Origin of the sequence: Rhodoferax sp. (genome assembly GCF_028714215.1) — a bacterium.
In the GTDB taxonomy this organism is placed as follows: domain Bacteria; phylum Pseudomonadota; class Gammaproteobacteria; order Burkholderiales; family Burkholderiaceae_C; genus Rhodoferax.
Genome location: NZ_JAQTMS010000007.1, coordinates 54564 through 74857 on the forward strand (window position 1 = coordinate 54564; position 20294 = coordinate 74857).

The window sequence follows — 20294 nt, forward strand, 5'->3', positions numbered from 1 at the left end:
CCCCGCTGCCTGGCGCCGGGGGCTTTTTGCCGTAACGGTGTTGGGGGTTGCCTGGGTTGCTGTCAAAGCCTGGCGCCACTCGAGGCGCGGCAGCTTGAGTTGGGATGGACAAGCCTGGAACTGGACCGACGACACCGGCGGGCTGAGCGGGCGGGTAAGCGTTCATCTTGACTTGCAGTTTTGTCTGCTGCTTTGTTTGCGCACCGAAACCGGCACCCGCTTGTGGCTCTGGCCGGAACGCGGTTCTGATGTGGCGCTTTGGCACGCTTTGCGCAGGGCCGTATTTTCTCCAGGCGCGCTGGGTCAGGCGCCTGCTGCCGATACAGAGTCACATCCGGCACAGGTGGAATCTTGAACGCTGACTCGGCACCGCGTCCACCACAACCGGCTCCTGGTGCGGCCGGCAACAGCGATGCCATGCTGGTCGAGCGGGCGGTTACCGGCGATCAGGGCGCTTTCGAGCTGCTCGTCATCAAGTACCAACGCCGCATACAGCGCCTGATTGGCCGCATGGTGCGTGACGTCGATCTGGTCGAAGACATCGCGCAGGAGACCTTTATCCGGGCCTATCGGGCACTGCACCAGTTTCGCGGCGATGCGCAGTTCTACACCTGGCTGTACCGCATTGCGGCCAATACGGCCAAAAAATTCCTGCTTGAACTCAAGCGCGACCCCACCGTATCGGAGAACGCTTTCACAGCCGAGGACGACGGCGATGAAACTTTTTTGAGCAGAAATGAACCAATAGCAGATGAAACACCCGAGTCGCTGCTGGCGGCCAAGGAAATTGCAGCGGCGGTGAATATGGCGTTGGAGGCTTTGCCAGAGGATTTGCGGCAGGCGCTGACCTTGCGAGAAATTGAAGGATTGAGCTATGAAGACATCTCGGAAGCGATGGATTGCCCCATCGGCACTGTTCGGTCACGGATTTTCCGCGCCCGCGAGGCGATCTCGGCAAAGGTGAAACCGATGCTGGCACAACAGACCGACAAGCGCTGGTAACAACCTCAATGAAACTTGGCAAGACTGGAAAGACAATGCAGGAAACTGACAGAAATCGGGAGCTTGTCTCGGCGCTGGCCGACGGGCAGTTACGTGGCGAAGAGTTCGTCAGCACGGTCGAGTGGCTAGGTCAGGATGAAGAGGCCCGTTTAAGCTGGCAAGCCTATCACCTGGTGGGTGATGTGCTGCGGTCTGGGGAAACGATGGCCAGCGCGCGTGATGCGGCTTTCTTGCGTGGTCTGAAGCATCGTTTGCGGTACGAGCTGCCGCTTGCCCCCAATCTTGAGGCGGCCAATGGAGTGGCTGCCTATCCCCTGTCGGCTGACGCCGCTGCCCTGAAGCGTGCGGAGCACAGAGTGGCAAACGATGCCAGTTCCCGCTGGAAGTTGCTGGCCGGGGTGGCGTCACTAGTGGCCGTGGCGGTTATCGGGTGGCAGGTAGCGGGTGGCTTTGACGATCGGCGCGGCACGCCACAACTGGCCCAGGTGCCCATGCAGTCCGGCCAGCCCGAAGTCGCGTTGCCGCAGACCTTGACGGCGCAGGGAGAGCCGGCGCAGGTCATGCTGCGTGATCCGCAGCTGGATGCCTTGTTGGCGGCGCATCGGCAGTCTGCCGGCACCTCGGCACTTCAGATGTCGGCCGGTTTTCTGCGCAATGCCACGTTTGAGGGAGCAAGCCGTTGAGACTGCCCGAGGCCTTCGCGAGCAAGCTGTTTGTCGGTTTCGCCCTGGGGGCGCTGACCGTGGTTTTGAGTCCATCGGTGAGGGCACAAGCCAGATCGTCAGCCGGGGCCGGCGCAGTCATTGACGGCACGCTGGCGGATCGCAGCGTGAACCAGTGGTTGGTGCGCATGCACGAGGCGTCGCGCCGACGTGCTTACGTGGGTACTTTCGTGGTGTCGGCGGGAGGCAATCTGTCGAGTTCCCGCATTTGGCATGTCTGTGACGGCGAGCAACAGATGGAACGGGTCGAGTCGCTCACCGGCGCGCCACGCTCCACTTTCCGACTCAACGATCAGGTAATGACCTTTTTATCCGAGAGTCGGGTGGTGGTGGCCGAAAAACGCGAATCGCTGGCGCCGTTTCCGAATTTTCTGCAGTCAAACGAGGCGTCGGTGGCGGAGTTTTACCTCGTCAAAGCGTTCGGTACGGAACGTGTCGCAGGCTTTCAGGCAGATGTGTTGCAACTGCGGCCCAAAGACAATCTACGCTTTGGCTACCGGGTCTGGACCGAAAAAAAAACCGGCTTGGTGGTCAAGTTGCAGACCCTGGACGCGGACGGGCAAGTGCTGGAGCAGGCCGCGTTTTCGGAGTTGCAGCTTGACGCGCCGGTCAGCATGCTGAACCTGACCCAGATGATGGCCAAGACCGACGGCTATCAGCTGGAGAAGCCCGAAATCGTGAAAACAGTTGCTGCCGGGGAGGGTTGGGTTCTCCGGAATGCGGTGCCCGGCTTCAAGCCGATGAGTTGCTACAAGCGGGCCGTTGCCGCCACCGGCGAAGCCCGCCACGAGAACACTTTGCAATGGATTTTCTCTGATGGACTGGCGTCGGTATCCCTTTTCGTCGAGAGCTTTGATCCCCGGCGCCATGGGCAGCCAGGCGCATTGGCAATTGGCGCCACCCACACCCTGACGCGGCGCATGGGGGACTGGTGGCTGACGGTGATCGGGGAAGTGCCAGCGCAAACCTTGCTGGCTTTCGCCCAGGGTCTTGAGCGCATCAAATGAAACCTTATGTTCTGAATTGGTTTTGCATTTATTTTTTTATGGAAAGGTCGAAGATGATTCAACTCGATTGGAAGCAAGTTCGTAGCAGTGTTCTCGCGGGCGCCTTGGCCATAACGGCAGCGGTCGCCTTGTTGCCGCCGGCACCGGCGCTGGCCCAGACGCGTACCTTGCCGGACTTTACGGATCTGGTGGAGCAGGTTGGTCCTTCGGTGGTGAATATCCGCACGCTTGAAAAAGTGTCTCCCAGGGGCGGACCCGACGGTGCCGGACAGGATGAGATGTTCGAGTTCTTCCGTCGTTTTGGCTTGCCGATTCCGAATATGCCGCGCCAGTCGCCGCATCCGAGGCGGTCGCCGCCGCAAGAGGAAGATCAGCCGCGTGGCGTCGGCTCCGGTTTCGTGCTCTCGCCGGACGGTCTCATCATGACCAACGCGCACGTTGTCGATGGCGCCGATGAAGTGATGGTGACCCTGACCGACAAGCGCGAGTTCAAAGCCAAGATCGTGGGTGCCGACAAGCGCAGCGATATTGCGCTGGTCAAGATCGAAGCCACCGGCCTACCGGCGGTCAAGGTCGGTGACGTCAGTCGGCTCAAGGTTGGCGAATGGGTCATGGCCATCGGCTCTCCATTCGGTCTGGAAAACACTGTGACGGCCGGCATCGTGAGTGCCAAGCAGCGCGACACCGGCGACTACCTGCCTTTCATCCAGACTGACGTGGCGATCAACCCCGGCAACTCGGGCGGTCCCTTGATCAATATGCGAGGCGAAGTGGTGGGTGTCAACAGCCAGATCTATTCCCGCTCCGGCGGCTCCATGGGCATCTCTTTTGCCATTCCGATGGACGAGGCGGTTCGCGTCAGTGAACAGCTGCGGGCAACCGGCCGTGTGTCGCGCGGGCGTATCGGTGTGCAGATCGATCAGGTCACCAAGGAGGTGGCGGAATCGATTGGACTTGGCAAGCCGCAAGGTGCGCTGGTGCGCGCTGTCGAGGCCGGCTCGCCGGCTGAGAAAGCAGGCGTTGAAGCCGGTGACATCATCATCAAGTTTGAAGGAAAAGTGGTCGAGAAGTCCAGCGATCTGCCGCGCATGGTGGGTGGAACCAAGCCCGGTACCCGCAGTTCGCTGACCGTGTTTCGGCGTGGCGGCGCCAAGGAACTGCTGGTCACCATCGCCGAGATTGATGCCGACAAGCCGGTCAAGAAGGCGGCCGACAAGGAAGATAAACCCAAGGCTTCAAGCGCCGGGCAATTGCTGGGCCTGGCTGTCAGCGAGTTGACCGAAGCGCTCAAGAAAGAGCTCAAGATCAAGGGTGGCGTGAAGGTCGACGCCGCTACCGACGCCGCGGCTCGCGCCGGTTTGCGCGAAGGCGACGTGATCACTCAGATCGGCAACCTGGAGCTTTCCAATGTCAGGGAGTTTGAATCGGCGGTCTCAAAACTCGACAAAAACAAAGCCGTCAACGTGTTGTTCCGGCGTGGAGAATGGGCCCAATATGCGGTGATCAGGCCGACCCGCTAAATGTCAAGCGGCGCCGAAAAACACTGAGTCCGACTCAGGATTGACCGTCAAGAGACAGGTAAAAAAATATATTTTTGCCTGTCTTTTTTGCTTTCTTAATGTGTGTGTCTACTAACTTTTAATCATGACACTTGTTGTTTTGGTTAGAATAGACAGTGTTCACCGAGGATTACCGGCATATTGAAGTCGTCGCAGTCCACGATACGAGATGATTTGGATCGATTCACAGGCGGTCCACAGTTCACCCACAAGTTGTCCAGATAGTCGTTCCCGAATTTTGTTAATAAGTTGTGTATAAATTTCTTGTTGCTGTACTGCAACGACTGGTCATCCAGGTTTTCGGGGCTGTACCTTGCCATCTTTTTGCCTACAATGAAGTTCCAACCTTCGCAGTTGCCAATGATTGTTGGTTCAGGGCGCGTCAGCATTCGACGCGCCCTTTTTTCTTGGCCCTCCTCGTTTTAATTCAATCACTTAAGTGTTCTCGTTGATGAATCACATCAGAAATTTTTCCATCATTGCGCACATTGATCATGGCAAATCGACACTTGCGGATCGTTTGATTCAGCGCTGCGGCGGCTTGCAGGAACGTGAGATGCAAGCGCAGGTGCTGGACTCAATGGATATCGAGAAAGAGCGTGGGATAACCATCAAGGCGCAGACTGCGGCGCTGCAATACAAGGCGCGCGATGGACAGATTTACAACCTCAATCTGATCGACACACCGGGGCACGTCGACTTCTCTTATGAGGTGAGCCGTTCACTCTCTGCCTGCGAAGGCGCTTTGCTGGTGGTCGACGCCAGCCAGGGTGTGGAGGCGCAAACGGTGGCCAACTGCTACACCGCGCTCGAGTTGGGTGTCGAGGTGGTGCCGGTTTTGAACAAGATGGATTTGCCCAACGCGGATCCGGATAACGCCAAAGTTGAAATCGAAGATGTGATCGGCATCGATGCCACGCACGCGATTGCCTGCTCGGCCAAGACCGGCATGGGTATCGATGACATCCTGGAAGCCGTGGTGGCCAGAATACCCGCGCCCAGGGGCAACCCCGCGGGGCCACTGCGTGCCATGATCGTCGATAGCTGGTTCGACAATTACGTTGGCGTCGTGATGCTGGTGCGTGTCGTTGATGGGCGCCTGGCCAAGGGAGAGCGCATCAAGTTGATGGCCACCGATACGACCTACAACGCCGACGGCCTGGGCGTGTTCACGCCCGCCAACGAGTCGCGCGAAGCCCTCGAAGCCGGGGAGGTCGGCTACATCATTGCCGGCATTCGCGAATTGCAGGCGGCCAAGGTGGGGGACACCATCACCTTGATCAAACCCGGCACCGGTGGTGCCGCGTTCACGGCGACCGAGCCGCTGCCCGGTTTCAAGGAAATCCAGCCGCAGGTGTTTGCCGGTCTGTATCCGACCGAGGCGAATCAGTACGAAGGCCTGCGCGACAGCCTGGAGAAGCTCAAGCTCAACGATTCATCGTTGCAGTATGTGCCCGAGGTGTCGCAGGCCTTGGGTTTTGGTTTCCGCTGCGGCTTCCTGGGTTTGTTGCACATGGAGATTGTCCAGGAGCGTCTGGAGCGCGAGTTCGACCAGGACCTGATTACCACGGCGCCCAGCGTGGAGTACCAGGTCGTGCAGGTCGACGGCACCGTGAAGATGGTCGAGAACCCGTCCAAGATGCCGGACCAGGGCCGTCTTGATGAAGTGCGCGAGCCCATCGTCACGGTCCATCTGTACATGCCGCAAGACTATGTCGGCGCGGTCATGACCCTGGCCAACCAGAAGCGTGGCGTGCAGATGAACATGGCGTACCACGGCCGCCAGGTGATGCTGACCTACGAGATGCCGCTGGCCGAAATCGTGATGGACTTCTTTGACAAGTTGAAATCGGTCTCGCGCGGCTATGCGTCCATGGATTACGAGTTCAAGGAATACCGCACGGCGGATGTCGTGAAGGTGGATATTTTGCTGAACGGAGAAAAAGTGGATGCCTTGTCGATCATCGTTCACCGTTCGCAGGCGCAATACCGCGGGCGGGCCGTGGTTGCCAAGATGCGCGAGATCATTTCCCGCCAGATGTACGACGTTGCGATTCAAGCGGCCATCGGCGCCAACATCATCGCCCGTGAGACAATCAAAGCGCTGCGCAAAAACGTCATCGCCAAGTGCTATGGCGGCGACATTACGCGTAAACGCAAGCTGCTGGACAAGCAAAAACAAGGCAAGAAGCGCATGAAACAAATTGGTTCGGTTGAAGTGCCGCAAGAGGCATTCTTGGCAATTTTGCAGGTGGAAGACTGATGCAAGTTCTGACCTCTCTCATTCTGGCAGCCTTCGCCGGCTATATCGGTGCCTGGTATTTTGGCGTGGTCGAAGGCAACTTCGCGCTCCTGTTATTTTTGGCAAGCGTTGTAACCGGTATTTACTGGTTTCTGGAACGCTTTTACTTCTTGCCGGGACGTCAAAAAGCCGCCGCGCTGCTTGAATCGCAGACGCTGGAGCGCCGGCAAGAACTGGGCAAGATGGGCATCAGCCAGGTCGATGACAATGTCGCCGACGCCAGGGCGCGCATTCTGGCACAGCCCTGGTGGCTGGACTGGACCGCCGGCCTGTTTCCGGTCATCGTTGCCGTGTTTTTTCTGCGCTCGTTTCTGGTTGAACCCTTCAAGATTCCCTCCGGCTCCATGATTCCCACGCTGCTGGTGGGCGATCTGATTCTGGTCAACAAGTTTCACTATGGCCTGCGCTTGCCAGTGATCAACACCAAGATCACCGAAGGCAACAAGCCCCAGCGCGGCGACGTGATGGTATTCCGCTACCCGCCCAAACCCAGCCTGGATTACATCAAGCGGGTGGTCGGCACACCCGGTGACGAAGTAGCCTACCTCAACAAGCGCCTGACCATCAATGGCAAGGCAATCGAGACGGTGGCGGTTCCGGAGTTCTTTGATGAAGACGTGATGCGCTACTTCAAACAGTATCAGGAGACTTTGGGCCAGCACAAGCATCGCCTGCTCAACGACGATGACCGTCCGGCCTTTGTTCCGGGCGCGGACGACTTTGTTTTCAAGCAAAACTGCCGCTATAGTATTGAAGGCGTGGTGTGCAAGGTGCCCGAAGGTCACTACTTCATGATGGGCGATAACCGCGATAATTCGCTGGACTCTCGCTATTGGGGTTTTGTGCCGGACAAAAACATTGTTGGCAAGGCTTTCTGGGTCTGGATGAACTTCAGCAACTTGAAGCGCATCGGGTCTTTCGATTGAAGTTGCTATGCGATTGGGAAACTTTGTGGGACAAATGGTGGCACCGTCGCGCGGGCAGCCACTGTCTCTCGACTGATTTGGAGAATGTATGACGATTCAGTTCAGGTCCAGGCAGCGTGGCTTGTCTTTTTTGGGGCTTTTGGTGATCGGCGGTTTGCTGGCGGTGAGCGGCGTCATCATCGCGGAAATTGTGCCCACGGCGATTGAATACCAGGCGATTCTCAAAGCCGCTGACAAGGCCAAGGAAGGTACCTCGGTGGCTGAAGTGCGCAGTATTTTTGACAAGGCGGCCGCTGTCGACAACATCAAATCCATTACCGGCAGAGATATCGAGGTGACCAAGGAAAACGACAAAATCGTCGTCAATTTCGCCTATCAGCGCGAAATTCACTTGGCCGGTCCCGGGTACCTGACTCTCAAATACAGCGGACGCTCGAAATAGTGCGCCCCGGCAGAGGTATGGGCACGTGAAGGACGGTCTGGCGGCGCTGCAAGGCCGTTTGCAGCATGAATTTTCGAATCCCGGTCTGTTGACCCGCGCGGTGACGCACCGCAGTTTCTCGCAGGATCACAACGAGCGCCTGGAGTTCCTGGGTGATTCGGTGTTGAACCTGGCGGTGGCCGACTTGCTTTTTCAGCGCCTGAGCGCGCTGCCCGAGGGTGATTTGTCGCGGGTCCGTGCCAACCTTGTGAAGCAGGACACGCTGCATCTGCTGGCGCTTGAGTTGGGTTTGCCCGAGGTCATTCGTCTGGGCGAAGGCGAGGCCCGCTCAGGTGGTCAAAAAAGACCTTCCATTCTGGCCGACGGCCTGGAGGCCATCATCGGCGCAGTCTATCTGGACGCCGGTTTTGCAGCAGCGCAAAACCTGGTTCATCGTCTCTTCAAAGCCGTCGAAATCAATCCGGAGATGCCGGCTATCGGCAAGGACCCGAAGACCGAGCTGCAGGAGTGGCTGCAGGCGCGCAAAATGAGCTTGCCGCTGTACCGGGTGATTGGCACGCTGGGGGCGGCGCACAAGCAGACATTTGATGTCGAATGCGAGATTCTGGAGCTCAATTTTTCGGAGCGCGGGATTGGTGGTTCGCGCCGTGCGGGCGAGCAAGCCGCGGCAAGTGCCATGCTGCAAACCATCAAGGCCAAAGTCAAGACATGAGCCCCCCGTTTTTCATTTCGCACGGCGCACTGCCCTTGGGGACGCGCATTTTTCCTGGCAGCAATCCGGCGACAAAATATGACTACTGAAAAAAAGACAACGGCTTCAGCGCAGGCGACCGGGCCGGAAGGGCAGAATGACCTGGAAAGCATGCTCAAAGACCTGCGTGGAGCGGCCCCGGCGGGGTCGCCCGTTGCCGGCCAGCGCTGTGGCCTGATCGCCATCGTCGGCAAACCCAATGTTGGCAAATCGACCTTGCTCAACGCCCTGGTGGGCCAGAAAATCAGCATCACTTCAAGCAAGGCGCAAACCACGCGGCACCGCATTACCGGTATCCACAGCCAGGGCGCCAGCCAGTTTGTGTTTGTCGACACGCCAGGATTTCAGACCCGCCACCAGAACGCACTGAACCGTTCGCTCAACAAAACGGTGCTCGGCGCGGTGGGCGATGTGGACCTGATCCTGTTTGTCGTGGAGGCCGGCATGTTCAACCAGGCCGATGCCAAGGTGCTGGACCTTTTGAGCAAGGATATTCCCACCCTGTTAGTGGCCAACAAGCTCGATCAGGTGACACGCCGGGCCGACATTGCGCCCTGGTTGCAGGAGATGCAGCAGCGCCGCGCCTTTGCCGAGTTCGTCCCGATGTCGGCCAAGAACGCCAAGGACATTCAACGTCTGCTGGGCATTTGCGAGCGTTTCCTGCCGGAGCAGGCCTGGTGGTACGCCGAGGACGAGTTGACCGACCGCAGCGAGAAATTCCTGGCCAGCGAGACTGTGCGCGAAAAACTGTTCCGCCTGACCGGCGACGAACTGCCGTACACCTCGACCGTGGTGATCGACAAGTTCGAGGAAGAGCCAGGTCGTGGCAAGCAAAAACGGCTGCTCAAGATCGCCGCCACCATCGTGGTCGAGCGCGACACCCACAAAGCCATGGTGATTGGCGACAAGGGCGAGCGCATCAAGCGCATTGGCACTGAAACCCGGGTCGAGCTGGAAAGACTGCTGGACGCCAAGGTCTTCATCGAGTTGTGGGTCAAGGTACGCTCCGGTTGGGCCGACGACGAAGCGCGGGTACGCAGCTTTGGTTACCAGTAAGCGCATCTCTGACGAACCCTCCTACGTCCTGCACCGCTACGACTGGAGCGAGTCGAGCCTGATCCTGGAAGTGTTCACGCGCCACCACGGCCGCATTGCGTTGGTGGCCAAGGGCGCCAAGCGGCCCAGTTCCAGTTTTCGCCCGATTCTGCTGCCGCTGCAGCCGCTGCACCTGTCTTTCGGCGGTGATGCCGAGATTCGCACCCTCAAAGGCGCGGAGTGGCAGGGCGGTCATGTGATGCCCTGCGGCGAGGCGCTGATGTCGGGCTACTATCTGAACGAGCTGTTGCTGACCCTGCTGGCGCGCGACGATCCGCACCCGCGGCTGTTCGATGTGTATGCCATTGTGGTGCAGGTGATTGCCTCCGAGCATGGCGAGGCTCTCCAGTCCGCGCTGCGCGCCTTTGAACTGCTGCTGCTGCGCGAGATTGGCTTGCTGCCCCTGCTGGACGCCCAGACCATGACCTTGCTGGGGCTGGACCAGCAGGCGCGCTACAGCCTGGTGCCCGAGGGTGGCTTGCGCCAGACCAATGCGGCGGACCGCGCCAGCCTCAGCGGCGCCCAGTGGGTGGCGCTGCAACAGTCGCTGCTCAACACAGCGCCCTTCACCGCCACCTTGCGCGCCTGCTCGGAGGTGATGGCCGAACTCAAGCCGCAATTGCGCACGCTGCTGAATTACCATTGCGGGGTGACAAACTTGCGCACCCGGCAAATGATGATTGACCTGCAATCCTTATGAATACAACCGCTCTCTCTGTGAACCTGAATAAAGTGGCGCTGGTGCGCAATACGCGCCATCTGGGTATTCCCAGCGTCACCCGTGCCGCCACTTTGTGCCTGCAAGCCGGAGCCCACGGCATCACGGTGCACCCGCGCCCGGACGAGCGCCATATCCGCGCCGGCGACGTGCGCGAGCTGGCCGCACTGCTGCAAGCCTGGCCGGAGCGCGAGTTCAATGTCGAGGGCAACCCCCTGCACAATCTGATGGACTGCGTGCGCGACCTGCGCTCACGCAAGCTGCCGGTGCACCAGGTCACTTTTGTGCCCGACAGCGAGGGCCAGTTCACCAGCGACCACGGCTGGAATTTTCCGGCCGATGCCGACCGTCTGCGTCCGCTGATTGTGCGGGCCAAGGAACTGGGCCTGCGCGTCAGCCTGTTCATGGACGCCGACCCGGCGGCCATGGCGGCGGCCAAAGCGGTCGGTGCCGACCGCGTCGAGCTCTACACCGAACCCTATGCCGCCGCCTGGGGCGGCGCCCAGCAGCAGACCCAATTGGCACGCTTTGCCGCCGCCGCGCAAGCCGCGCTGGACGCCGGTCTGGGTGTCAATGCCGGTCACGATCTGAACCGCGACAACCTGGCCCAGTTCATCCGACAGGTACCGGGTGTCGCCGAGGTCTCCATCGGCCACGCCCTGATCGCCGACGCGCTGGAACTGGGCTACTGCGCCACCGTACAGGATTACCTGCGCTGCATTCATGAAGGGCGGTCGTGCCGTTCCTGAACCGGGGCCGTCAGGGCATTGCATGATTTACGGCATCGGTACCGACATCTGCGACGTGCGCCGCATTCGTGCCAGTCTGGCGCGACACGGCGAGCGCTTCGCGGCGAAGATCCTGAGCGAGGCCGAGTTCGCCACCTGGAGCGCCCGCAGCGCGCGTTGGCCCGAGCGTGGCGTGCGCTACCTGGCGACCCGCTTCAGCGCCAAGGAAGCCTTCAGCAAGGCCATTGGCCTTGGCATGCGCCAACCCATGAGTTGGCGCCTGTGCGAGATCGGCAAGCTGGCCAGCGGCAAACCGGTCGTCGTGCTGCATGGCGCGCTCAAAGAATGGTTTGAATCCCGTGGCCTGACCGCGCTGGTCAGCGTGACCGACGAAACCGATTACGCCGCCAGTTTCTGCGTGGTAGAAACCACGGGCAGTGGCTCCAGCGTTCATCAAAGCAGCGCAGCAAATTTTTGACAACATCCCATTGCGTTCCTATCGAGACCCCCATGACACAACATGCGCCCCTGATCATCGACATCGCCGCCCTCGGTCTGAGCAAAATCGACCGCCAGCGCCTCAAGCACCCCCTGGTGGGCGGCGTCATCCTGTTTGCCCGCAACTGGCAGGATCGCGCGCAACTGACGCAACTCTGCCGCGACATCAAGAAGCTGCGGCACGACCTGCTGATTTGCGTTGACCACGAAGGCGGCCGGGTACAGCGCTTCAAGACCGACGGCTTCACCCATCTGCCGCCGATGCGGGCCTTGGGTGAGCGCTGGCTGCACGATGGCAAAGGCGCTGCCGGCAGTGCCGCGCTGGAGGCCTGCAACATGGCCACCGCCTGCGGCTTCGTGCTGGGGTCCGAGCTGCGGGCTTGTGGTGTCGATTTGAGCTTCACGCCGGTGCTCGATCTTGATTTTGGTGCCAGCGGCGTCATCGGAGACCGTTCCTTTGGCCGCGACCCGCGTGTCGTCAGCCTGCTGGCTAAGAGCCTGATGCACGGTCTGCTGCAAAGCGGCATGGCCAATTGCGGCAAACACTTTCCGGGGCACGGCTTCGTCAAAGCCGATTCGCACACCGATATTCCGGTCGACCGGCGCAGCCTGAAAGCGATTCTGGCCGATGATGCCGCGCCCTATGGCTGGCTCAACACCAGCCTGTCCAGCGTCATGCCGGCGCACGTGATCTACCCCAAGGTTGACACTCGGCCGGCCGGTTTTTCGTCGCGCTGGCTGAACGACATCCTGCGCGGCCAGCTGGGCTTTGGTGGAGCCATTTTCAGCGACGACCTGTCGATGGCCGGCGCGCGTTCGATTGATGGACAACAACTCAGCTACACGCAGGCGGCGGTCATGGCGTTGAGCGCCGGCTGCGACATGGTGTTGCTGTGCAACCAGACGCTGGCCAGCAGCGCGGGCGGCGGCCATGCCGTGGACGCGCTGATCGACGGGCTGACCGAGGCCCAGCTCAAAGGCCAGTGGCAGCCCCAGGAGGGCAGCGAGGAGCGCCGTCGCGCGCTGCTGCCGCGCATTCAAACCCCGCACTGGGATGCCTTGATGGTGCAGCCGGACTACATGCACGCGCTCGATCTGGTGCCCTGATCCGACACTGGGTGCCGTCAGCTGTATGAAATACAGACCTGCAAGTAGTGGCCTGGTTTACTCCACCGAGAGTGGGCGCATGTGTCCGCGCTGCCGCCAGCCGGTGGCCGGTTGCCGTTGCAGCGCTACGCCGGCCGGTCCACCATCGGACGGTGTGGTGCGGGTATCGATCGAGACCAAGGGCCGCGCCGGCGAGGGTGTGACCCTGGTGCGGGGCGTCGCGCTGGAGGCGCAGGCCCTGGCGGCTCTGGGCAAGCAACTCAAGGCCGCCTGCGGTGCCGGCGGCACGGTGAAAGACGGCGTGATTGAAGTCCAGGGCGATCACCGCGACCGCGTTATCGAGGTGCTGAAAATACAGGGCTTCGTCGTCAAGCGGGCCGGTGGCTGAGCGGCGACAGCACGACGACCCCGGCGCCAGGGCAGCCGCCGCAATCTGTATCGGCCTGGCCAGAGGAGTCTTGCCTTTGGCCGCGTCCATCGTCAAAATGCCGACATGAACCGCCGCCTCCGTAGCCGACTCGCCATTCTTGCGCTATTGACGCTGCTCGCGCTGGCCGGATGCACGACGGCACCCTCGATGCGCGGCGGTCCGGCGTCGATCGATGCGGCCATCACTCCGTCGCGACTCTCGCCCGAACAGGCGATGGACATCACCATGTATGCCGTGGGTCTTGTCGGTACCCCCTATCGATATGGGGGCAACACACCCGACTCGGGGTTTGACTGCAGCGGTTTGATTGGCTACGTCTACCAGTCGCGGGCCGGGTTGGCGCCACCTCGTACCGTCTCGCGAATGCATGCTTGGGGCCTGCCTGTCAGTACTGAAAACGTGCGCTCGGGCGACCTGGTTCTGTTTGCCCAACAAAATGAAGTGACCCATGCCGGCATTTATGTTGGCAGCGGCCGTTTCGTTCATGCCCCCTCAACGGGCGGCGAAGTTCGGCTCGACCAATTGAACTCAAAATACTGGGCCAGTCAGCAAGTGGCTTTCCGGCGACCTTGATGCCGTGATCAGCACGCCTGCTCGTAGCTTGGGCGGTCGTGATGCGGCGCTATCGGCCGGTCGAGGAACAAGGCCGTTCAACAGGCAATTGTCAGAGCATTTGATAGCGGGCCACGCCAGCCGCGTCAAGCTCGCACCGCACCTCGCCACGATGCAGCAGATAGTTCAGGCAGGCCAGACTCTCACCGGTGGCCAGGTTCAGCAGGCCGTCGTCGGTCGGGTCGATACTGCGGCCAAACAGGGCCGCAAACACGTCGACGGCGCGCCTGGGTTCTCTCAGCGTCTTGCGCAAGCGCTCCAGTGTGCGCTCCTGCGACGTGGCCAGATAGTCCAGCCGGGCGTGCAAGCCGCGAAAGCAGTCGTTGTGCGATGGCAAGACCAGCACATCATCAGGCACCTCACGTTTGAGCTTGGCCAGGGACGCCAGCCATTGCTGCATCGGGTCGGCGTCGGGCTCGGTCGGGTGGACCGACACGTTGGAAGAGATACGCGGTAAAACCTGGTCGCCCGAAATAAGCAACTTCAGGTCGGCGCAATACAGGCAGGCGTGCTCCGGCGAATGGCCAGTGCCGACAATGACGCGCCAGCTATGGGCGCCAATCCTGATTTCTTCGCCATCCTTGATGCGGCGATAGCTTTCCGGCAAGGCGTGAATATATTTGCCAAAGTTGCCGAAGCGGGTCTGGTATTTTTCGATGGCCTCATTGCTCCAACCGGCCTTGCGGTAGAACATGACGCCATCCTCTGGCGCCGGGCGGCCGGTGTCGGCCGTCAGCACGCGGCAGTTCAGGTATTCCAGTTGCGTCATCCACAGACGGCAATTGAATTTGCGCGTCAACCAGCCCGCCATGCCGATATGGTCCGGGTGCATGTGGGTAGCCAGGATTCTGGTCAGCGGACGTTGCTCTGTCGTGCTGGAAAATATCTGGCGCCATGCCGCCAGGGTTTCGTCGGTTCTGATGCCGGTGTCCACCACGGCCCAGCCGTCGTCATCTTCAAGACCCCAGACATTGATGTGATTGAGCACAAAGGGAAGGGGCATGCGCATCCAGACCACACCGGGCGCGATCTCGATCACCTGGCCCATTCCGGGCGGCGCCTCGAACGGATAGATGAGTGCTGGTTTTTCCAGCCGCTCTCTTGGAAGCGGTGTTTCGGTCATGTTGGGCGGCCTTCGCAGGAATCGGTCAGGAACATGATAGTGCTTCCCCGGACCGGTAGTGGATGGCGCATCGAACGGGACGGTCGCTGCCGGCAACGGGCCGTGGCCGGCCTGGCACGGGGCTGGGCCGAAAAAAAAGAACCCTTCGCGGGGAAGGGCTCAGACTGGTTGGCGGAGAGACAGGGATTCGAACCCTGGATACGTTTGACCGTATACTGGATTTCGAGTCCAGCGCATTCGACCACTCTGCCATCTCTCCGGTGTCAAACAGGTGAAATTATACCAGCCGACCGACCCGCGTCGGGCCGCCTGATGTCGTGCGACACGGTCTGAAGGCACTGTAAATAAACTCGTATAGGGGGAGAACAAGCGATGAATCGAATGTTGCGCGCCGGTCTGTATTTCCTGCTCTTTGCCTTGCCGCTGTGGGCGGCCGCGCAGTCGCTGCCGATGCGCTTGCCCGATGGTGTTGCGCCCTTGTCGTACCGGCTGGCCTTGACGCTCGATCCGGCGCGATCCACGCACAGCGGCAAGGTGTCGATTGCGCTGGACATCAAAGCCGCGACCCGCACCATCCGCTTGAACGCCAGCGACATTGTGGTGACTTCCGCTGTGCTGAAGAGGGCTGGCAAGACCTACGCCGCCAGGGCCCGGGTGGCCGACAGCAACTTGCTCGATCTGGTGTTTGCCGCGCCGGTGCCGGCCGGGCCGGGCGAATTGACGCTGGCGTTCCGGGGCCGCCTCGATGACAAAGGCAGCCAGGGTTTGTTCCGGCAAAAAGAGGGCGCCGACTGGTACGTCTTCACCCAGTTTGAAGCGACCGATGCACGCCGCGCTTTTCCGGTGTTCGACGAGCCGCGCTGGAAAGTGCCGTGGACCTTGTCCTTGACCATTCCGGCCAAGCTGACGGCTGTGGCCAATACCGCGGTGGCCAGGGAAGTGGCGTTGGCCCATGGCCTGAAACGGGTTGAATTCCTGACCACGCCGCCCTTGCCCAGCTACCTGGTGGCGTTCGGTGTCGGGCCGTTCGACATCCTGGACGCTGGCCGGGTCGGTGCCACGCCGCTGCGCTTCATCACGCCGCGCGGACGCGCTGCCGAGGCGCGCTACGCCGCCCGCATGACGCCGCCCATCCTGGCCCAACTGGAGGCCTACTTCGGCATTGCCTATCCCTATGGCAAGCTGGACGTCATGGCGCTGCCGATCACCCTCAATTTCGGCGCCATGGAAAACCCGGGCCTGGTGACTTTTGCCGCGCGCTTACTGCTCGCCAGGGAAGCCGAGGAAACTGCCAATTTCAAACGCAGCTTTGTCGAAATACAGGCGCATGAATTGGCCCATCAATGGTTTGGCGACTACGTCACCATGGCCTGGTGGGATGACCTCTGGCTCAACGAATCCTTTGCCTCCTGGATGGGCGACAAGATCACGGCCCAGGTGATGCCCGAATGGCGTTTCGAGACCGGCACGCAAGAGGCCAGGGCCGAGGCCATGGCGGCCGATCGACTGCTGTCGGCGCGGCGTATCCAGCAACCGGTGAACGACCCAGAGTCGCTGGAGAGTGCTTTTGACAGCATCACTTACAGCAAGGGGCAAGCCACTCTGGCCATGTTTGAAAACTGGCTGGGGGACTCTCCATTCCAGGCCGGCGTGCAGCGTTACATGGCCCGGCACGCCTGGGGCAGCGCCACCGGCGACGACTTTGATGCAGCGCTGGCCGCCGGGCAGCCGGAACTCGCGGCGGCCTTCCGGAGTTTTACCGGGCAGCCCGGCATCCCGCGCCTGAGCGTCACGCTGGTCTGCCAGGACAAGCCGCTGCTGAGACTATCGCAATCGCGCTTTTTGCCTAGCAGCCTGTCGGGCTTGGAGCGCGGGATGCGTTGGAGCCAAACGGGGAGGGATGCTAGGCGCAGCGCGCAGCCAATGGCGGGCCCATTGGCAAGCGTTGCAACGCCGCAGACGCCCCGTTTGGCTCCAACCCAACGGGCCGGGGGTGAATTCGGCGCTTCGCGTCGTTGCGCCGACTCGCTTGGGACCCGCCCAAGCTTCGTCGACGCGCCTAGCGCTGCATCCGAATGCACCCCCGTCGCACCCACGTTCCAAGCCCGACAGGCTGCTCGCGGCTCGGCGGCAGCGCCGGCAGCGCTGTGGCAGATCCCCGTGACGGTGCGCACGCCGGCGGGGCGGACACGCATCCTGCTCAAGGAGGCCACCGGCAGCCTGCCCTTGCCCGACACCGCCTGCCCGGCCTGGGTCGAGGCCAACGCCGATGGCGTGGGCTATTACCGTCCGGTCTATGGCCCGGGGCAGTTACTCAAACTCATGATGGATGCCGATCTGAGCGTCAGCGAAATTCTGGCCGATCTGGACGATGCGCAAGCCCTGACCGAGTCCGGCGATCTGCCGGTGGCCGACGCCCTGGCGTTGGCGCTGCGCTATACCGGCCATGCGCGCCGCGAGGTGCTGGAGGCGGCCCTGGGCATCATCGCCAAGATGGAGCCCCTGATTGCGCCTGACCAGCGTGCCGCCTATGCCGCGCTATGGCAGCGTGCTTTTGGCGAACGGGCGCACGCATTGGGCTTGACCGGAAAGAGCAGCGACTCGGACGATGACCGCCTGATCCGGGCGCGCTGGCTGGGGCGCCTGGTCGAGGCCGGGCAGGATGGCGGCTTGCGCGCGCAAGCGCGCGAACTGACGCAGGCCTGGCTGAAGGACCGCGGCGCGCTGGAGGTGGCCAGCCGCGGCCTGGTGTTGCGCAGCGCGGCCATCGATGGCGACCGCGCCCTTTTTGATGCCTTGGTGCAGGCCGCCCGAGCCAGCAAAGATCGATCCGAGCGGCGCGACATCTATGGCGCGCTGGCCCGCTTTGTGGCACCCGAGCTGGCGTTGGCGGCGCATCAGTTGTGGTTGTCGCCGCTGCACGACATTCGGGAGCTGTTGCCGGCTGGTCGGGAGCACCAGGGCGGCGCTGCGCTGCGCGAGGGCTTGTTAGCCTTCGTCAGCGCCAATTTCGACGCCATTGCAGCGCGCTTGCCCAAGGAGTCGGTGGGCCGCTTTCCGAACTATTTTGCCAACTTCTGCGCGGCAGACAAGGCGCTGGCCGTGGAGCAGTTCTTCGCGCCCCGGCTGGGCTCCTACCCCGGCGGCAGCAACAGCCTGGCGCAGTCACTGGAGCGCATCCGCTTGTGCGCGGTCTACCGCGATGCACAGCGCGACAGCCTGACCGGTTTTTTGACGCAGCGCTGACGCGCCGAGGTCCGTTTGCTACTCGCTGGCGACCAGTTGCCGCAAGGCGGTGGCGATGTCTTCTGCGCTGACGCCGGCCACCTCTTGCAACGCGGGCTTGAGCCCGCCTAGCGCCGGGGCACCTTGTTCGCGCAGCAGCGCCATGGCACCGGCAGCGTCCTGGGGCGAATCGAAACCGGCACTTTGCAGCAGCAGGCGGCCGCCCGGCTCCAGCAGCTTGAAATAAAACTTGCCGTCGCGCTCACGGTATTGCTTGAAGGCCGGCAGTGCCGCCTTGCTGGTCTTGGTCGCCTTGGTTGCCGTGGTCGACGTGCGCAGGTCGCGCAGGCCGACGGCGCGGCGCAACTCGGCCGTGAAGGGCCTGGCCAGTTGGCGCGCCTTGTCGGCACCGGCCAGCAGGATCTGTTCCATCTGGGCGGGTGCCGCCATCAGCGCCGTGTAGTGCTCGCGCATGGGCGCTATTTCGCGGTCTATGCGTTCAAACAGCAACTGCTTGGCATCGGCCCAGCCGATGCCATCGGCGTAGGCTTGCCGCAAGGCGGCGGTTTCCTCGGCGCTGGCAAAAGCCTGGTAGATCTGGAACAGGGCCGAGCCTTCGGTTTCCTTCGGCTCGCCGGGCGCCCGCGAGTCGGTCAGGACGCCGGCGATCAGCTTGCGCAATTGCGCGCGCGGCGCAAACAGCGGAATGTGGTTGTCGTAGCTTTTGCTCATCTTGCGGCCGTCGAGCCCCGGCAGGGTGGCTACGTTTTCTTCGATGGCGGCTTCCGGCAGGGTGAAGTGTTCGCCATAAAGATGGTTGAAGCGCTGGGCGATGTCGCGCGCCATCTCGATGTGCTGCACCTGGTCGCGTCCCACCGGCACATGGTGCGCGTTGAACATCAAAATGTCGGCCGCCATCAGCACCGGGTACATGAACAGGCCGGCGCTGACGTTGGCATCCGGTTCCTGCTGCGCCGCCGTGTTCTGGTCCACCGCCGCCTTGTAGGCGTGAGCCCGGTTGAGCAAGCCCTTGGAAGTCACACAGGTCAACAACCAGGTCAGCTCGGTGATTTCCGGAATATCGGATTGACGGTAAAAGGTGACGCGCTCCGGGTCGAGCCCGGCGGCCAGCCAGCTGGCCGCGATTTCCAGCGTCGAGCGCTGGATGCGCGCCGGCTCGTCGACCTTGATCAGCGCGTGGTAGTCCGCCAGAAAATAAAAACTTTCCACCTCCGGGCGCCGGCTGGCCTGCACCGAGGGGCGGATGGAGCCGACGTAATTACCCAGATGGGGTGTGCCGGACGGAGTGATGCCGGTCAGAAAACGCTTGCAATTCATGGAGAAAAAAACTTTGCGGGTGATGCGTGAGTACTAGCCAAAGAGCATGGCAACGGGGGTCAACAAAAGGTCCAGCAGACCATAGGTCAGCGCCATCAGGGGGCGCATCCACAAGCTGCTGACGACGCCCGCGATGACCAGACCCATGACGATGAAGAAGCCCCAGGGCTCGACGCGGGAAACAAATTCGGCTTGCCGGTAAGGCAGCAAACCGACCAGGATGCGGCCGCCGTCCAGCGGCGGCAAGGGAAACAGGTTGAAGGCGAACATCACCACGTTGACCAGCACGCCGCCCTGGGCCATCTGGAGAAAGAAGGGCTCCGACACGCCGCTCCCCTTGAGCACAAACAGCAGCACGCCCCACAGCAGGGCCTGGATGAAATTGGCGGCCGGTCCGGCCAGCGCCACCCAGATCATGTCGCGTTTCGGGTTGCGCAGGTTGCCGAAGCGTACCGGCACCGGCTTGGCGTAGCCGAACAGGAAGGCGCCGGAGGTGGCAAAGTACAGCAGCAGCGGCATCAGAATGGTGCCCATCGGGTCGATGTGCTTGAGCGGGTTGAGCGTGACGCGCCCCAGCACGTAGGCGGTGTTGTCGCCGAAATGCCGGGCCACGTAACCGTGCGCGGCCTCGTGCACGGTAATGGCAAACAGTACCGGCAAGGCATAAAGGGCGATGGTTTGAATCAGGTGTGCAATGTCCATCAGGCTA

At 61.6% G+C, this 20294-nt stretch carries 19 protein-coding genes and 1 tRNA gene; 16 read left to right on the forward strand and 4 right to left on the reverse strand.

All coding sequences use genetic code 11. The features are described 5' to 3' along the window. Positions 1 to 417 precede the first annotated feature (417 nt). From rpoE to PHS32_RS05125, 15 genes are all read left to right on the forward strand, one after another. Positions 418 to 1002 (forward strand): RNA polymerase sigma factor RpoE, encoded by a 585-nt coding sequence (gene rpoE, locus PHS32_RS05055; RefSeq protein ID WP_301077854.1) that lies wholly within the window; start codon positions 418 to 420, stop codon positions 1000 to 1002. Between the two features lie 35 nt (positions 1003 to 1037). Next, positions 1038 to 1685 (forward strand): RseA family anti-sigma factor, encoded by a 648-nt coding sequence (locus tag PHS32_RS05060; RefSeq protein WP_301077777.1) that lies wholly within the window; start codon positions 1038 to 1040, stop codon positions 1683 to 1685. Continuing rightward, complete coding sequence (locus tag PHS32_RS05065) at positions 1682 to 2731, forward strand: MucB/RseB C-terminal domain-containing protein (RefSeq protein WP_301077778.1); 1050 nt, start codon at positions 1682 to 1684, stop codon at positions 2729 to 2731. The genes PHS32_RS05060 and PHS32_RS05065 overlap by 4 nt, the downstream gene beginning before the upstream one ends. Positions 2732 to 2784: 53 nt before the next feature. After that, a complete protein-coding gene (locus tag PHS32_RS05070) occupies positions 2785 to 4251 on the forward strand; it encodes a DegQ family serine endoprotease (RefSeq protein ID WP_301077779.1) in 1467 nt (488 codons plus the stop codon). Between the two features lie 490 nt (positions 4252 to 4741). Then, the gene (gene lepA / locus PHS32_RS05075; protein WP_301077780.1) at positions 4742 to 6553 is read left to right on the forward strand and encodes a translation elongation factor 4; all 1812 of its coding nucleotides are present in this window, start codon (positions 4742 to 4744) and stop codon (positions 6551 to 6553) included. Continuing rightward, a complete protein-coding gene (lepB, locus tag PHS32_RS05080; protein WP_301077781.1) occupies positions 6553 to 7518 on the forward strand; it encodes a signal peptidase I in 966 nt (321 codons plus the stop codon). Before lepA ends, lepB begins: the two co-directional genes overlap by 1 nt. A gap of 88 nt (positions 7519 to 7606) precedes the next feature. Continuing rightward, the gene (locus PHS32_RS05085; protein ID WP_301077782.1) at positions 7607 to 7960 is read left to right on the forward strand and encodes a DUF4845 domain-containing protein; all 354 of its coding nucleotides are present in this window, start codon (positions 7607 to 7609) and stop codon (positions 7958 to 7960) included. A gap of 25 nt (positions 7961 to 7985) precedes the next feature. After that, entirely contained in the window at positions 7986 to 8672 is a 687-nt protein-coding gene (gene rnc, locus PHS32_RS05090; protein ID WP_301077783.1) for a ribonuclease III, read from the forward strand. A 150-nt stretch (positions 8673 to 8822) separates the two neighbouring features. Beyond that, positions 8823 to 9767 carry a GTPase Era gene (gene era, locus PHS32_RS05095; RefSeq protein WP_301077855.1) on the forward strand — a complete coding sequence of 315 codons (945 nt, stop codon included), beginning with the start codon at positions 8823 to 8825 and terminating at the stop codon, positions 9765 to 9767. Continuing rightward, positions 9754 to 10506 carry a DNA repair protein RecO gene (gene recO / locus PHS32_RS05100; protein WP_301077784.1) on the forward strand — a complete coding sequence of 251 codons (753 nt, stop codon included), beginning with the start codon at positions 9754 to 9756 and terminating at the stop codon, positions 10504 to 10506. Before era ends, recO begins: the two co-directional genes overlap by 14 nt. After that, the gene (locus tag PHS32_RS05105) at positions 10503 to 11273 is read left to right on the forward strand and encodes a pyridoxine 5'-phosphate synthase (protein ID WP_301077786.1); all 771 of its coding nucleotides are present in this window, start codon (positions 10503 to 10505) and stop codon (positions 11271 to 11273) included. The genes recO and PHS32_RS05105 overlap by 4 nt, the downstream gene beginning before the upstream one ends. Positions 11274 to 11295: 22 nt before the next feature. Continuing rightward, positions 11296 to 11730, forward strand: a complete 435-nt coding sequence (gene acpS / locus PHS32_RS05110; RefSeq protein WP_301077787.1) for a holo-ACP synthase — start codon at positions 11296 to 11298, stop codon at positions 11728 to 11730. 32 nt (positions 11731 to 11762) lie between these two features. Continuing rightward, positions 11763 to 12857: a beta-N-acetylhexosaminidase gene (gene nagZ, locus PHS32_RS05115; protein WP_301077788.1), complete on the forward strand. Its 1095-nt coding sequence runs from the start codon at positions 11763 to 11765 to the stop codon at positions 12855 to 12857. Positions 12858 to 12882: 25 nt separating this feature from the next. Beyond that, the gene (locus PHS32_RS05120) at positions 12883 to 13245 is read left to right on the forward strand and encodes a translation initiation factor Sui1 (protein ID WP_301077789.1); all 363 of its coding nucleotides are present in this window, start codon (positions 12883 to 12885) and stop codon (positions 13243 to 13245) included. Positions 13246 to 13350: 105 nt separating this feature from the next. Then, entirely contained in the window at positions 13351 to 13860 is a 510-nt protein-coding gene (locus PHS32_RS05125; RefSeq protein WP_301077790.1) for a C40 family peptidase, read from the forward strand. 91 nt (positions 13861 to 13951) lie between these two features. Here the strand turns inward: PHS32_RS05125 and PHS32_RS05130 are convergent, their stop codons facing one another. Next, complete coding sequence (locus tag PHS32_RS05130; protein ID WP_301077791.1) at positions 13952 to 15022, reverse strand: MBL fold metallo-hydrolase; 1071 nt, start codon at positions 15020 to 15022, stop codon at positions 13952 to 13954. 169 nt (positions 15023 to 15191) lie between these two features. Beyond that, positions 15192 to 15281, reverse strand: a tRNA-Ser gene (locus tag PHS32_RS05135). Between the two features lie 113 nt (positions 15282 to 15394). On the opposite strand from PHS32_RS05135, the gene PHS32_RS05140 reads away from it, so the two are divergent. Continuing rightward, positions 15395 to 18268 carry a M1 family metallopeptidase gene (locus tag PHS32_RS05140; protein ID WP_301077792.1) on the forward strand — a complete coding sequence of 958 codons (2874 nt, stop codon included), beginning with the start codon at positions 15395 to 15397 and terminating at the stop codon, positions 18266 to 18268. Between the two features lie 18 nt (positions 18269 to 18286). On the opposite strand, the gene PHS32_RS05145 is transcribed toward PHS32_RS05140, so the two are convergent. Together PHS32_RS05145 and PHS32_RS05150 are read right to left on the reverse strand one after the other, a co-directional pair. After that, complete coding sequence (locus tag PHS32_RS05145) at positions 18287 to 19585, reverse strand: tryptophan--tRNA ligase (RefSeq protein ID WP_301077793.1); 1299 nt, start codon at positions 19583 to 19585, stop codon at positions 18287 to 18289. A gap of 33 nt (positions 19586 to 19618) precedes the next feature. Then, positions 19619 to 20287: a site-2 protease family protein gene (locus PHS32_RS05150; protein ID WP_301077794.1), complete on the reverse strand. Its 669-nt coding sequence runs from the start codon at positions 20285 to 20287 to the stop codon at positions 19619 to 19621. Positions 20288 to 20294: the final 7 nt, after the last annotated feature.

Bases quoted from the DNA above. Each gene is read 5' to 3' on its own strand.
- rpoE (WP_301077854.1), top strand. From the start codon at position 418: ATGCTGGTCGAGCGGGCGGTTACCGGCGATCAGGGCGCTTTCGAGCTG.
- PHS32_RS05060 (WP_301077777.1), top strand. From the start codon at position 1,038: ATGCAGGAAACTGACAGAAATCGGGAGCTTGTCTCGGCGCTGGCCGAC.
- PHS32_RS05070 (WP_301077779.1), top strand. From the start codon at position 2,785: ATGATTCAACTCGATTGGAAGCAAGTTCGTAGCAGTGTTCTCGCGGGC.
- lepA (WP_301077780.1), top strand. From the start codon at position 4,742: ATGAATCACATCAGAAATTTTTCCATCATTGCGCACATTGATCATGGC.
- lepB (WP_301077781.1), top strand. From the start codon at position 6,553: ATGCAAGTTCTGACCTCTCTCATTCTGGCAGCCTTCGCCGGCTATATC.
- PHS32_RS05085 (WP_301077782.1), top strand. From the start codon at position 7,607: ATGACGATTCAGTTCAGGTCCAGGCAGCGTGGCTTGTCTTTTTTGGGG.
- era (WP_301077855.1), top strand. From the start codon at position 8,823: ATGCTCAAAGACCTGCGTGGAGCGGCCCCGGCGGGGTCGCCCGTTGCC.
- PHS32_RS05105 (WP_301077786.1), top strand. From the start codon at position 10,503: ATGAATACAACCGCTCTCTCTGTGAACCTGAATAAAGTGGCGCTGGTG.
- acpS (WP_301077787.1), top strand. From the start codon at position 11,296: ATGATTTACGGCATCGGTACCGACATCTGCGACGTGCGCCGCATTCGT.
- nagZ (WP_301077788.1), top strand. From the start codon at position 11,763: ATGACACAACATGCGCCCCTGATCATCGACATCGCCGCCCTCGGTCTG.
- PHS32_RS05120 (WP_301077789.1), top strand. From the start codon at position 12,883: ATGAAATACAGACCTGCAAGTAGTGGCCTGGTTTACTCCACCGAGAGT.
- PHS32_RS05125 (WP_301077790.1), top strand. From the start codon at position 13,351: ATGAACCGCCGCCTCCGTAGCCGACTCGCCATTCTTGCGCTATTGACG.
- PHS32_RS05130 (WP_301077791.1), bottom strand. From the start codon at position 15,022: ATGACCGAAACACCGCTTCCAAGAGAGCGGCTGGAAAAACCAGCACTC.
- PHS32_RS05140 (WP_301077792.1), top strand. From the start codon at position 15,395: ATGAATCGAATGTTGCGCGCCGGTCTGTATTTCCTGCTCTTTGCCTTG.
- PHS32_RS05145 (WP_301077793.1), bottom strand. From the start codon at position 19,585: ATGAATTGCAAGCGTTTTCTGACCGGCATCACTCCGTCCGGCACACCC.
- PHS32_RS05150 (WP_301077794.1), bottom strand. From the start codon at position 20,287: ATGGACATTGCACACCTGATTCAAACCATCGCCCTTTATGCCTTGCCG.